The organism is Pseudomonas sp. SK2 (assembly GCF_016772395.1).
Taxonomy (GTDB): domain Bacteria; phylum Pseudomonadota; class Gammaproteobacteria; order Pseudomonadales; family Pseudomonadaceae; genus Aquipseudomonas; species Aquipseudomonas taiwanensis.
On sequence record NZ_CP061944.1, the window covers coordinates 4,249,639 to 4,262,434 of the forward strand.

Sequence of the window (12,796 nt, forward strand, 5' to 3'; positions counted from 1 at the left end):
CCCTCATTCTGCTCCGACAACATCGCAGCCTCTGCCTGGTCAGCGCCCGACTACCAGGTTGAATCGCGTCGCCTCGCCTCTTCATCTCGTTATCGCTCGGCAGGCCCGATCTCGGCCGCACACAAAAGGATTGCTTCCATGACCATGCTCAAAGACCCTTCGAAGAAATACCGCGCCTTCCCGACTATCGACCTGCCCGACCGTACCTGGCCGTCGAAAACCATCACCCAGGCGCCGATCTGGTGCAGCTCCGACCTGCGTGATGGCAACCAGTCGCTGATCGAGCCGATGGACTCGGAGAAGAAACTGCGCTTCTGGAAGACCCTGGTGCAGGTTGGCGTGAAAGAAATCGAGGCATCGTTCCCGTCCGCTTCGCAAACCGATTTCGACTTCGTGCGCATGCTGATCGAAGAAGGCCACATTCCCGACGACACCACCATCCAGGTGTTGACCCAGGCCCGCGAAGACCTGATCGCCCGCACCTTCGAGTCGCTGCGCGGCGCGAAAAAGGCCATCGTCCACCTGTACAACGCCACCAGCCCGTCGTTCCGCCGCATTGTCTTCAACCAGGACAAGCAAGGCGTGAAGGACATCGCGGTGAACGCAGCCAAGCTGTTCGTCAAATATGCCGCCCAGCAGCCGGAAACCCAGTGGACCTTCCAATACTCGCCTGAAACGTTCAGCGCGACCGAGCTGGAGTTCGCCAAGGAAGTCTGCGACGCAGTCATCGACGTGTGGAACCCGACCCCTGAGCACAAGATCATCCTCAACCTGCCGGCCACCGTGGAAGTTGCCACGCCGAACATCTACGCCGACCAGATCGAGTGGTTCTGCCGCAACATCAACCGCCGTGACAGCGTGATCATCAGCTTGCACTGCCATAACGACCGCGGCACCGGCATCGCCGCCACCGAGCTGGGCCTGATGGCCGGTGCCGACCGCGCCGAAGGCTGCCTGTTCGGCAACGGCGAGCGTACCGGCAACGTCGACCTGGTGACCCTGGCGTTGAACCTCTACACCCAGGGCATCGACCCAGGGCTGGACTTCTCCGACATCGACGGCGTGCGCAAGGTGGTCGAAGAGTGCAACCAGCTGCCGGTACACCCACGCCACCCGTACGTTGGCGACCTGGTCCACACCGCATTCTCCGGCTCGCACCAGGACGCCATCCGCAAGGGCTTCGCCAAGCAGAAGGAAGGCGAGCTGTGGGAAGTGCCGTACCTGCCGATCGACCCGGCCGACATCGGCCGCAGCTACGAGGCGGTGATCCGCGTCAACAGCCAGTCGGGCAAAGGTGGCATCACCTACCTGCTCGAGCAGGAATACGGCATCAGCCTGCCACGCCGCATGCAGATCGAATTCAGCCAGGTGGTTCAAGGAGAAACCGACCGTCTGGGCCTGGAGATGACCGCCCAGCAGATCTACAGCCTGCTGCACAAGGAATACCTCCAGGCCAACAGCCCTTATGCGCTGGTCAGCCATCGTCTGCAGGAAGAGAACGGCCACAGCGCCGTGGAAGTGGAAGTCGCCGGTGAAGGCGAGACCACCCTGCACTGGCGCGGCAAGGGCAATGGCGCCCTGGAAGCCCTGGTAGCCGGCCTGCCGGTTGCAGTGGAAATCATGGACTACAACGAGCACGCCATCGGCGCGGGCACCAACGCCAAGGCGGCGGCCTACATCGAGCTGCGCGTGGCCGGTGGCCGTCCGGTGCACGGCGTGGGTATCGATGAGAACATCACCACCGCCAGCTTCAAGGCCCTGTTCAGCGCGCTGAACCGCTCGCTGAGCCAGCAGGAAGCCAAGGCCGCCTGAGCCTTACCCTGATGGACAAGAAAGCCCGCATCATTGGATGCGGGTTTTTTTGCGTTCGCCACAGCATTTTTAGCGTCGATGCAATCGAGCGCCGCCCGCGCGGCGCATCGCGAGCTGCGCTCGCTCCTACGTTTGTCTCGGGCCAGTAACGCCTGTGAAAGGCGCTCGCGATGTGCCGCGCGGGCGGCGCTGGATCTCACAGGCGCCACCCAACCCACGCCAGGCAAAAAAAAGGGGCGCCGACCAAGCGCCCCATAAGCCGTAAAGCACACAACAAATTCAGTTGGCATCCAACAGCGCAATCGCCTCGGCACTGCATGCCTCGATCCGCGCCCAGTCGCCATTCTTGATCCAGCTGCTGTCGAGCATCCACGTACCGCCCACGCACATCACGTTGGGCAGGGCCATGTAGTTACGCACGTTGGCCGGGTTCACGCCGCCAGTCGGGCAGAAACGAATATCGCCGAACGGGCCAGCAAAGGCCTTGATTGCCGCCACGCCACCGCTGATTTCCGCCGGGAACAGCTTGAAGCGGCGGTAACCCAGGGCATAGCCCATCATGATTTCAGACGGTGTGCTGATACCTGGCAGCAGCGGGATCTCACTGTCCACGCCCGCTTCGAGAATGTCCTGGGTGATGCCAGGGGTAACGACGAACTGCGCACCTGCAGCTTCGACGGCAGCGAACATGCTGCGATCGAGCACGGTACCGGCGCCGACGCACAACTCCGGGCGCTGCTCACGCAGCACTTGGATGGCCTTAAGACCGTGCTGCGAGCGCAGGGTCACTTCCAGGGTACGGATGCCGCCAACGGCCAGAGCGTCGGCCAGAGGCAGGATGTCTTCCTCACGGGCGATGGTGATCACCGGCAGGATGCGCGCCGCTTTGCAGATGGCATCGATCCGTGCAGCTTTCTCGGCCATCGAGAGCTTGGGCTGTGGGCGTTCGAGGGTGGTCATGACAGTGGATCCTTGGCTCATGGGCACCAGTAGATGTCCAGGGGGTCGTGAAGAAAAGCGCGAATCGGCATTTCGGAAAGGTCGTTGCCCGCCAGGGCGGCGCGCAGGGTAGCGAGTTTGCCCTCGCCTTGCACGGACAGCGCGATGAATGCGGCGCTGGCGAGCAGTGAACGGGTCATGGTCAGGCGTTGGCGCGGCACGCTCGGCGCCAGCATCGGCAGGATGCGGCGCGGGCTTGAAAGGTTCAGGCCTTCGCGCAACAACGGGCTACCTGGGAACAGCGAAGCGGTATGGCCATCATCGCCCATGCCCAGCACCAGCACGTCGATGGGTGGCAGTTCGGCCATCAGCTGGTCAGCCAGCTCGGACGCAGCTTCGAGGTTGACCGCACTCTGGTACAGGCCGACAAAACGCGCCTTGGCCGCAGGCCCCTTGAGCAGGTGCCGGGCCAACAGGCCCGCATTGCTGTCGGCATGTTCCACCGGCACCCAACGCTCATCGGCCAGGCTCACCGTCACCTTCGACCAATCCAGCGATTGCACCGCCAGTTGCTCGAGGAAGGGTACCGGGCTGCGCCCCCCCGACAGCACCACGCAGGCGTGGCCCTTGGCGGCGATGGCAGCGCGCAAGCGGTCGGCGACATCCTCGGCCAGCGTGGTCGCCAGGGCCTTGCCGTCGGCTAATTGATGGGCCTTGATCGCCGCCGGCAGATTCAGTTCAGATATCGCCATACCATGCCCTCCCATCGCGGGTAATCAATGCAATCGAGCTCATCGGCCCCCAGGACCCCGCCGCGTATGGTTTGGGCGCGTCCCCGGCGTTGCGCCAGCCTGCGATCAGCTGGTCACACCACTTCCAGGCGTACTCGATCTCGTCCTTGCGCACGAACAGGTTCTGGTTGCCGCGCATCACTTCGAGCAACAAGCGCTCATAGGCATCCGGGATTCGTGTACTGCGCCAGGTGTCGGAAAAATTCAGCTGCAGAGGGCCACTGCGCAGTTGCATGCCCTTGTCCAGGCCCTGCTCCTTGGTCATTACCCGCAGGGAGATGCCTTCATCCGGTTGCAGGCGAATGATCAGCTTGTTACCGATCTGCAAACGCTGTTCCGGAGCGAAGATGTAATGCGGCGTCTCCTTGAAGTGGATGACGATCTGCGAGAGCTTCTGCGGCATGCGCTTGCCGGTACGCAGGTAGAACGGCACGCCCGACCAGCGCCAGTTGCGGATGTCGGCACGCAGAGCGACGAAGGTCTCGGTATCGCTCTGGGCGTTGGCGTTATCCTCTTCAAGGTACCCTGGCACCGGTTTACCGTCGCTGTAGCCGGCAATGTACTGGCCACGCACCACGGCAGTGCTCAGACGCTCGCCGGTGATCGGTGCCAGTGCCTTGAGCACCTTGACCTTCTCATCGCGGATGCTGTCGGCAGACAGGTCGCTGGGCGGGTCCATGGCGATCAGGCACAGCAGCTGCAGCAGGTGGTTCTGGATCATGTCACGCAGCTGGCCGGCCTTGTCGAAGTAACCCCAACGGCCTTCGATGCCAACCTTCTCGGCCACGGTGATTTCCACGTGGGAGATGGAATTCTGGTTCCACTGGGTTTCGAACAGGCTGTTGGCAAAACGCAGGGCAATCAGGTTCTGCACCGTCTCTTTGCCCAGGTAATGGTCGATGCGGTAGACCCGGCTTTCGGGGAAGAACCTGGCCACGGCGTCATTGACCCGGCGCGACGACTCCAAGTCATGGCCGATGGGCTTTTCCAGCACCACGCGGGTACGTGCGGCGAGCCCAACCTTGTCGAGGTTCTCGCAGATCGCCCCGTAAACCGCCGCCGCGGTGGCGAAATAGGCGATCAACGGCAGCTCGTCCGGCAGTTGCTCGGCCAGGGCCTGGTAGCCCTCAGGCTGCAGGAAGTCCAGGTGCTGATAGCTCAGGCGCCCAAGGAAACGCCCAAGTGCGGCCGGCTCGATGTCGGCCTCCGTCACGTGCCGACGCAGATGGGCTTCGATGGTACCCAGATGCTCCTGCGCACTCCCAGGCTCACGGGCCAGCGCCAGCAAGCGGGTATCCGGGTGCAGCAGGTTGGCACGGTCTAGTTGGTAAAGCGCAGGAAACAGCTTGCGCAATGCCAGGTCGCCCAGGGCGCCAAACAAGGCAAATGTGCAAGGTTCGACACTGATCGCAGCCATGATGTTGGTTCTTTCCTAAAGTTGGTCTAGGAATACCGCTTTCACATACGGTTTTCAAGGGATAATGTAGTAAAAAACACAACATTATCGGTAAGCGTAACAGACAAGTGGTGCGCCAACCGCACCGACAGTACGATAGACGACCGTGCAAAAAGCCTGCTGCCCAGGCAGCCGGCTGTCTTCCCGACCCAAGGACATACCATGGACCGCGTGCGAAACCTCCTGGAGCAGATCCAGGGACGCCTCGACGAGCTGAACAAGGCCGAACGCAAAGTCGCCGAAGTCATCCTGCTCAACCCGCAACAAGCCACCCGCTTCAGCATTGCCGCGCTGGCCCAAGCGGCCAAGGTCAGCGAGCCGACCGTCAACCGCTTCTGCCGCTCGTTCGGCGTCAGCGGCTACCCCGAGCTCAAGCTGCAACTGGCGCAGAGCCTGGCCAGTGGCGCAGCCTATGTCAGCCGCGCCGTGGAGGCCGACGACGATCCGGCGGCCTACACGCAGAAGATCTTCGGCAGCGCCATCGCCTCCCTGGACAGCGCCTGCCAGCAGCTCGACCCGCAGCAGGTCAGCCGCGCCGTGGACATGATGATCCAGGCCCGGCAGATCCACTTCTTCGGCCTCGGCGCCTCAGCCCCGGTGGCGCTTGATGCGCAACACAAGTTCTTCCGCTTCAACCTCGCCGTGTCGGCCCATGCCGACGTGCTGATGCAACGCATGCTGGCCTCGGTTGCCCACACCGGCGACCTGTTCGTGATCATTTCCTACACCGGGCGCACCCGCGAACTGGTCGAGGTGGCACGCCTGGCGCGGGAAAACGGCGCTTCGGTGCTGGGCCTGACCGCCGCAGGCTCCCCGCTGGCCAACGCCTGCAGCCTGAGCCTGCACATCCCGCTGCCCGAGGACACCGACATCTACATGCCGATGACCTCGCGGATCATCCAGCTGACAGTGCTCGACGTCCTGGCCACCGGCATGACCCTGCGCCGTGGCGTGGACTTCCAGCCGCACCTGCGCAAGATCAAGGAAAGCCTGAACGCCAGCCGCTACCCCATCGAGGACGACGAACTCAGCTGAGCCGGTGCGCCTGCAGACGCAGGTGGGCGCGTTGCCCCGGCGCCAGGCTCAGGCCCTCGCCGCTGCCGCTGGCAGCCTCGACACAGACGAACCCCTGGCATTCTCGCCCGCTCACACCCATTAGCGGCCGGTTGCCGGGGTGCCAGACCACCGTGTCGTCGCTGTCGCCAGTGTCGATGCACAATTCACGCTGCCAGGCCGGGTCCTGTAACTGCACACGAGGGGTACCCGGAAAAACCTTCTGGCAACCGCCCTTGAGCTTGAGCGCGCCGTCTTCGCGGCAAACCTGACGGTTCAGGCGGTCGTAGCCCTCGATGTCTTCAAGCCCAGACAGCGCTATCTCGGACACGTCGCTAATACGCCAGTAAGCCAGCAGCGCATGACTCAGCTGGCAGGGTTCGCTGTCCTGATGCTCGGTGCTCAGGCTCAGTTCCATGCGACTGCCCAGCTTGGCATGCAAGTCGACCTGCCAGTCGCACAGGTCAAGACGCCACTTGAGCGTCACCCCCTCTTCGTCCTCTCGGCTGTCTACCAGCTTCCAGTCGAGCAGGCGCGCCCAACCATGGGCAGGCCACAGGTCCTCACTGGGGTGACGGCCGTACCAAGGCCAACACACCGGCACACCACCGCGGATGGCCCCCACTTGCGGCCACTGTTCGGCACACCACAGCCATGGCCGCTCGCCAGCCGGCTGGAAATGCAACAGCTGCGCCCCCTGGCGACTGAACACCGCCTGGCAGCGGGGGTGATCGATGATCAGCACATCGCGCTGCTGGTAACGCTCCCACTCGAAGGTCGGCCTGGGCCGTTGCGAGGAAAAGAAGCGATGTAGCGGATGTTCAGGCATGGTTCCAAGCTCTTGTTGTTTGAGATAGCGCTGTCTTTCCGTATCCCCAACATCCACTGCAAGCCAGTGGATGCCGGGTAACGGGATTGGATTGGCGTAAATTTACAACAAGTACACTCAGAATGACGACTGAATCTTCAAGCCAGCGACCAGCGCGTTGTCCACCTCGTCGACACCGCCCGGGCTCTTGATGTACTGAAGGTTGGGGCGCACCGTCAGCCAATTGGTCACATGGAAACCGTAGTAGAGCTCGGCGTTGTATTCGGTGCGCTGCAGCGGCACGAAGCCGGGGTTGTCGTAATCACTGATACCGCTCTGGGCATTGAGCAGCTCGGCGCGTTTTTTCACATCATCGTTGACATGGATACGGGCGACGCCGAAGCCGATGTCATCCTTGGGCCGGGCATCGAAGGCGCCTTTGTAAACCATCCCGACCTGCTGGTAGTTGTCGACCACGTTGGTGGCCTTGTCGTGAACCGTGAAGTTGGCGAACAGGCTCAGACCACGGTTGACATCGCCACCATGGGCGGTGACCTGCTGCTGCGCCACCACCCACCAACCGTGCTTGCTGGAATGCGACTTGAAGGCCTCGCCGGTCAGCGCCTGCGGGTTGCCGTTGACGTCGTCGTACACGTCGTCCGCCTTGGCCGTGCTGTAGTAGTAACCCAGGCGGTACTCGCCCGGCAGCCCATTGACCTGGGGCGACCAGACCATCTCTACCGGCAGGATCGCGCCCTTGGTACCACTGCCGCTGAGTTTGAAGCCATTGCCGGTTTCCAGGTTGGAAGGGTTCTGCTCGAAGGCCCCCACCTGCACGAAGAATTCCGGAGTGATGTTGTACTTGACCCGCAGCGCCCACTGGCTGACTGGCCAGTTGTACCAGATGCCGCCCACCCAGTTGCCCACCTGCGAGCCACAGAACGCCAGGTTCTGGAAGTCGCACGGGAAGCTGTTGAAGTCCTCCCCCTCGCCAAAGCGGCCGAATTTCACATCCAGGGCACCGTCGAAGTACTTCTGCTTGATCCACATCTGGGTCAGCCGCCAGGTCTGGCCGCGCCCCCAGACTTCCTGCACCGAACTGAACTGTCCGGCACGCGGGTCGCTGATCCGGTCGTTGGACAGGTTACGACCGCTACGCTCGGTGATCGCCAGCTTGAACTCGGTGTCGTTCCAGCCAAAGATCTTTTCCAGGTCCAGGTGCGCACCGAGGGCGAACTGGTCGCTGTAACGGGCCGTCTTGTCGTCGTTGTAGCCTCCGTTGAGGTTGCCAGCCACCTCACCGACGTAATCGAGGGTGAAGTCGTAACCCTTTTCCAGCAGTTCGGTACGCGTGCCACCCCAGTCGCCGGTCATCCACTTCGACTCGCTGGAAAATGCCTCGGCAGCTTGCGCCCCGCCGCTGCCGAGCATGGCCAATGGCGCCAGCAAGGCCAGCGAGCCTAATGTCTTGATGCGATTGCGCTGTTCCATCCTTTTGCGTCCTCTTTGTTCTTATTTGATGGTGTAGACGTTTCAACGTCCCTTGAAGCGGGCCACGTTGTCCTTTACTGCAGCGCTGCTGGCGGCAGGGTCCAGGCGCTCGCCGGTGGCGGCGTCGAACAGCAGCACCCTGGCCGGGTCGAACTGCAGGTTGAGGTTGTCACCGACCCGGCACGCCACATCCGGCGCCAGTCGGCAGCAGACCTTGGTCTGGTTGAGGGTGACGAACACCAGCAGGTCCGGCCCGGTGGGCTCGGTAACTTCGACCTCGGCGCGAATCCCTGGCAAGCCATTGCCCTCGCCGGCTCCCAGCGAGATCTGCTCCGGGCGGATACCAAGGATGATCTCGCGCCCATCGAGCGTATCGCTGGCCGCCCCCAGCGGCAGCTCGCACCGTGCCTGGCCACTGTCGAGCAAGGCCAGCAGGCGGCCCTCCTGCTTCGTCAGACGCACAGGGATGAAATTCATTGGCGGCGAACCAATGAAACTGGCCACGAACTGGTTGGCGGGGTCGTTATAGATCTGCTGTGGCGTGCCGAACTGTTGAATGATGCCGTCCTTCATCACCGCTACCTTGTCGCCCAGGGTCATGGCCTCGATCTGGTCGTGGGTCACGTACACCGTGGTGGTGCGCAGGCGTTGGTGCATGAGTTTCATCTCGGTGCGCATCTCTACCCGCAGCTTGGCATCGAGGTTCGATAACGGCTCGTCGAACAGGTAGATCTTCGGCCGCCGCGCCAGGGCCCGGCCCATGGCTACCCGCTGCTGCTGACCGCCGGACAGCTGGGCCGGCTTACGGGCGAGCAAGTGCTCGATCTGCAGCAACTTGGACACCCGCGCCACCTCCTCATCGATGGCGGCCTGCGGCATCTTGCGAATCTTCAGGCCGAACTCGATGTTCTCGCGCACGCTCATGGTCGGATACAGGGCATAGGACTGGAACACCATGGCGATATCGCGATCCTTCGGACTCATGCCGCTGACATCCTGGTCGTCGATCAGGATCGCGCCCCCGGTGATCTGCTCAAGACCCGCGATGCAGTTCATCAAGGTCGATTTGCCACAGCCCGAAGGGCCCACCAGGATCAGGAACTCACCGTCCTTGATCGACAGCTGAATGTCCTTGAGGGTGTCCGGCAAACCGCTGCCGTAGGTCTTGTTGACGTTGCGAAGTTCAAGCGTTGCCATGACTTACCCCTTGACGGCGCCGGCGGTCAGCCCGCGGACGAAATACTTGCCTGCCACCACATAGACCAGCAGGGTTGGCAGGCCGGCGATCATCGCCGCCGCCATGTCGACGTTGTATTCCTTGGCCCCGGTGCTGGTGTTGACCAGGTTGTTCAGGGCCACGGTGATCGGTTGCGAATCGCCACTGGAGAACACCACCCCGAACAGGAAGTCGTTCCAGATCTGAGTGAACTGCCAGATCAGGCAGACCATGATGATCGGCGTCGACATCGGCAGGATGATGCGGCGGAAGATGGTGAAGAACCCCGCGCCATCAAGACGCGCCGCCTTGACCAGCGCATCCGGGACGCTTACGTAGAAGTTGCGGAAGAACAACGTGGTGAAGGCCAGGCCATACACCACGTGCACCAGCACCAAGCCACTGGTGGTACTGGCCAGGCCGAGCTTGCCGAGGGTGAACGAAGCTGGCAGCAAGACGGTCTGGAACGGCAGGAAGCAGCCGAACAGCAACAACCCGAAGAACAGCTGCGAACCACGGAAGCGCCACATCGACAGCACGTAACCGTTCAGCGCACCGATGGCCGTGGAGATCACCACGGCCGGGACGGTGATCAGGATCGAGTTCCAGAAGTAACCGCTTACCGTGCTCCAGGCCTTGACCCAGCCGATGCCGGTGAACACCGCCGGCCAGCTCAACAGGTTGCCGCTGCCGATGTCTTCCGGGGTCTTGAAACTGGTCAGCACCATCACCACCAGTGGTACCAGGTACAGCAGCACGGCCATCAGCAGCACTGCATGGATGGCGAGACGACCAAGGCTCATCGCCGGTTTGTCCAAAGGGCTATGCATGGCGCTTGCTCCTGAGCTCGGAGTACAGGTACGGCACCAGGATCGCGAGAATCGCCCCGAGCATCAGGATGGCGCTGGCCGACCCCATGCCCATCTGACCGCGACTGAAGGTGAAGGAATACATGAACATGGCCGGCAAGTCGGAGGAGTAACCCGGCCCGCCCGCAGTCATCGCCGCCACCAGGTCAAAGCTCTTGATGGCGATGTGCGAGAGGATCATCAACGCGCTGAAGAACACCGGGCGCAGGCTTGGCAGCACCACGGTCCAGTAGATGCGCGGCAGACTGGCCCCGTCGATCTGGGCGGCACGGATGATCGACTGGTCGACACCCCGAAGCCCGGCGAGAAACATCGCCATGATGAACCCCGAAGCCTGCCAGACAGCGGCGATGACCAGGCAGTACACCACCCGATCGGGGTCGATCAGCCAATCCAGGCGAAAACCCTCCCATCCCCAGTCACGCAGCAGCTTGTCCAACCCCATGCCAGGGTTGAGCAACCACTTCCAGGCGGTGCCGGTGACGATCATCGACAGCGCCATCGGGTACAGGTAGATGGTGCGGATGAAGCCCTCGCGACGGATGCGCTGATCGAGCAGCACCGCCAGCAGGACGCCAATGGCCAGGGTGATGGCGATGAACAGCCCGCCGAACACCAGCAGGTTCTTGCTGGCTACCCACCAGCGGTCGTTGTCGAACAGACGGGCGTATTGCGCCAGGCCTGCCCATTTGTACGTCGGCAGGAAGGTGGACGTGGTGAACGAGAGGACGAAGGTCCACAGGATATAGCCATAGAAGCCCACCAGGACGATGAACATGCTCGGCGCCAGCACCAGTTTCGGTAGCCAGCGCTGTAGAGCGTCCAGGGGCGAGGCCCGCAGTCGGGCGGTTGTCGTAGTCATGATTGAAACCCCGATTCAGGAATGGGACGTCCTGGTGTAGGAGTGACCTGTGGAAGCGGGCCTATCTGCGAACAAAGGCCAAGCCCTTGACCTGCAATCGCGGTGTACGCTTCGCGGGTGAGCCCGCTCCCACAGGGACCGTGCCGGATCTACGGCTGTGACATCGGCTACTGGGCAGCCTGGATCGCCGCTGCCAGCTTCTTCGCCGCATCGGCCGGGTCGGCCTTGGGGTCGTTGATGTAGTTGGTCACCACATCGAAGAACGCGCCCTGCACGGCCAGGGTCGTGGCCATGTTGTGCGCCATGCTCGGTTGCAGACCGCCGTTGCCAGCATCGGCAAGGAAGTCCTTGGCAGAGGCCTGGGCGCAGGCATCGAAGCCGTACTGCCCCATCTGCGCGAGCATGTCGTTGCGTACCGGAATCGACCCCTTGTTGGTGCTGAAGAGTTTCTGGAAGTCCTTGCCGAGCACGATCCGGGCAATATCCTGCTGGCCTGCTGCGGTGCCCTCATCCTTCTGCTTGAACACCACCAACGAGTCGATGTTGTACAGGAAGGCCTTTTCGGTTCCGGGGAATGGCACGCACTGGTAGTCCTTGCCGGCGGTTTTCTTCGCCAGGGTCCACTCGCTCTTGGCCCAGTCGCCCATGATCTGCATGCCTGCCTTGCCGTTGATGACCTTGGCCGCTTCGAGGTTCCAGTCCTGGCCCTTGCCGTCAGGGTCCATGTAGGTGGCGAGTTTCTTCAGCTCGGTCAGGGTCTTGACCATTCCAGGCCCGGTCAGGGCGTCCTTGTCGAGTTCGACCAGTGCCTTCTTGTAGCCGTCGACGCCCATGACCGAGAGCGCCACGCTCTCGAACACGGTGCTGTCCTGCCAGGGTTGGCCGCCATGGGCGAGCGCAATGAAGCCAGCAGCCTTGAGCTTGTCGGCAGCGGCGTAGAATTCCTCGAGCGTTGCCGGTGCCTTGTCGATGCCGGCTTTCTTGAACACCTCAGGGTTGATCCACAGCCAGTTGGTGCGGTGAATATTCACCGGCACCGCCACGTAGTCACCGTCGTACTTCACGGTGGCAGCGACTTTCTTGTCGAGCAGGGTGTCCCATTTTTCCTGCTCGGCGACAGGCTTGAGCACATCGGCGTCGAGCAGACCGGTGGCGGCCCAATCCTGGATGTCGGGGCCCTTGATCTGGGCCACGGCGGGCGGGTTGCCGGCCACTGCGCGACTCTTGAGCACGGTCATGGCCGTGGCACCACCACCGCCTGCGACGGCGCCATCCTTCCAGGTGAAGCCATCTTTCTCGACCTGGGCCTTGAGCACATCGGCTGCGGCTTTTTCTCCACCCGACGTCCACCAGTGCACCACCTCGACATTGCCTTTGGAATCGGCAGCAAGGGCGCTTAATGGGAGGAGCGAAGCGAGGGAGATCGCGGCAGCGAGGCGGAGCGTGGAATACATGAGAGCACCTTTTCTTGTTGTTATGCCGGGCAAGACTGTCGCTTG

Annotated in this window: 11 protein-coding genes; 2 read left to right on the forward strand and 9 right to left on the reverse strand. The window is 62.4% G+C overall.

Going from position 1 to position 12,796, the window contains the following annotated elements; all coding sequences use genetic code 11:
* The first annotated feature begins 138 nt into the window (after positions 1-138).
* A complete protein-coding gene (leuA, locus tag IF103_RS19105; protein WP_023382084.1) occupies positions 139-1,812 on the forward strand; it encodes a 2-isopropylmalate synthase in 1,674 nt (557 codons plus the stop codon).
* Between the two features lie 279 nt (positions 1,813-2,091).
* On the opposite strand, the gene IF103_RS19110 is transcribed toward leuA, so the two are convergent.
* The 3 genes from IF103_RS19110 to zwf are packed head-to-tail and all read right to left on the reverse strand — an operon-like array spanning position 2,092 to position 4,959.
* Entirely contained in the window at positions 2,092-2,772 is a 681-nt protein-coding gene (locus IF103_RS19110; protein WP_027906568.1) for a bifunctional 4-hydroxy-2-oxoglutarate aldolase/2-dehydro-3-deoxy-phosphogluconate aldolase, read from the reverse strand.
* Between the two features lie 17 nt (positions 2,773-2,789).
* A complete protein-coding gene (gene pgl, locus IF103_RS19115) occupies positions 2,790-3,503 on the reverse strand; it encodes a 6-phosphogluconolactonase (RefSeq protein WP_027906569.1) in 714 nt (237 codons plus the stop codon).
* Entirely contained in the window at positions 3,490-4,959 is a 1,470-nt protein-coding gene (gene zwf, locus IF103_RS19120) for a glucose-6-phosphate dehydrogenase (protein WP_027906570.1), read from the reverse strand. Before zwf ends, pgl begins: the two co-directional genes overlap by 14 nt.
* A gap of 210 nt (positions 4,960-5,169) precedes the next feature.
* On the opposite strand from zwf, the gene hexR reads away from it, so the two are divergent.
* Positions 5,170-6,033 (forward strand): DNA-binding transcriptional regulator HexR, encoded by an 864-nt coding sequence (gene hexR / locus IF103_RS19125; protein ID WP_177325267.1) that lies wholly within the window; start codon positions 5,170-5,172, stop codon positions 6,031-6,033.
* Here the strand turns inward: hexR and IF103_RS19130 are convergent.
* The 6 genes from IF103_RS19130 to IF103_RS19155 form a co-directional block, all read right to left on the reverse strand.
* Positions 6,026-6,880: a D-hexose-6-phosphate mutarotase gene (locus tag IF103_RS19130; RefSeq protein WP_104881323.1), complete on the reverse strand. Its 855-nt coding sequence runs from the start codon at positions 6,878-6,880 to the stop codon at positions 6,026-6,028. The genes hexR and IF103_RS19130 overlap by 8 nt on opposite strands.
* Before the next feature lie 117 nt (positions 6,881-6,997).
* Complete coding sequence (locus IF103_RS19135; protein WP_238346420.1) at positions 6,998-8,290, reverse strand: carbohydrate porin; 1,293 nt, start codon at positions 8,288-8,290, stop codon at positions 6,998-7,000.
* Between the two features lie 102 nt (positions 8,291-8,392).
* Positions 8,393-9,547, reverse strand: coding sequence for an ABC transporter ATP-binding protein (locus IF103_RS19140; protein ID WP_023382091.1), 1,155 nt, complete (start codon positions 9,545-9,547; stop codon positions 8,393-8,395).
* Positions 9,548-9,550: 3 nt separating this feature from the next.
* On the reverse strand, positions 9,551-10,396 hold the full coding sequence (locus IF103_RS19145; protein WP_023382093.1) for a carbohydrate ABC transporter permease: 846 nt from the start codon (positions 10,394-10,396) through the stop codon (positions 9,551-9,553).
* Positions 10,389-11,297 (reverse strand): carbohydrate ABC transporter permease, encoded by a 909-nt coding sequence (locus tag IF103_RS19150; protein ID WP_023382094.1) that lies wholly within the window; start codon positions 11,295-11,297, stop codon positions 10,389-10,391. Before IF103_RS19150 ends, IF103_RS19145 begins: the two co-directional genes overlap by 8 nt.
* A 167-nt stretch (positions 11,298-11,464) precedes the next feature.
* Complete coding sequence (locus IF103_RS19155; protein ID WP_023382095.1) at positions 11,465-12,751, reverse strand: ABC transporter substrate-binding protein; 1,287 nt, start codon at positions 12,749-12,751, stop codon at positions 11,465-11,467.
* Between the last annotated feature and the right edge of the window lie 45 nt (positions 12,752-12,796).

Bases quoted from the DNA above. Each gene is read 5' to 3' on its own strand.
- leuA (WP_023382084.1), top strand. From the start codon at position 139: ATGACCATGCTCAAAGACCCTTCGAAGAAATACCGCGCCTTCCCGACT.
- IF103_RS19110 (WP_027906568.1), bottom strand. From the start codon at position 2,772: ATGACCACCCTCGAACGCCCACAGCCCAAGCTCTCGATGGCCGAGAAA.
- pgl (WP_027906569.1), bottom strand. From the start codon at position 3,503: ATGGCGATATCTGAACTGAATCTGCCGGCGGCGATCAAGGCCCATCAA.
- zwf (WP_027906570.1), bottom strand. From the start codon at position 4,959: ATGGCTGCGATCAGTGTCGAACCTTGCACATTTGCCTTGTTTGGCGCC.
- IF103_RS19130 (WP_104881323.1), bottom strand. From the start codon at position 6,880: ATGCCTGAACATCCGCTACATCGCTTCTTTTCCTCGCAACGGCCCAGG.
- IF103_RS19135 (WP_238346420.1), bottom strand. From the start codon at position 8,290: ATGCTCGGCAGCGGCGGGGCGCAAGCTGCCGAGGCATTTTCCAGCGAG.
- IF103_RS19140 (WP_023382091.1), bottom strand. From the start codon at position 9,547: ATGGCAACGCTTGAACTTCGCAACGTCAACAAGACCTACGGCAGCGGT.
- IF103_RS19145 (WP_023382093.1), bottom strand. From the start codon at position 10,396: ATGCATAGCCCTTTGGACAAACCGGCGATGAGCCTTGGTCGTCTCGCC.
- IF103_RS19150 (WP_023382094.1), bottom strand. From the start codon at position 11,297: ATGACTACGACAACCGCCCGACTGCGGGCCTCGCCCCTGGACGCTCTA.
- IF103_RS19155 (WP_023382095.1), bottom strand. From the start codon at position 12,751: ATGTATTCCACGCTCCGCCTCGCTGCCGCGATCTCCCTCGCTTCGCTC.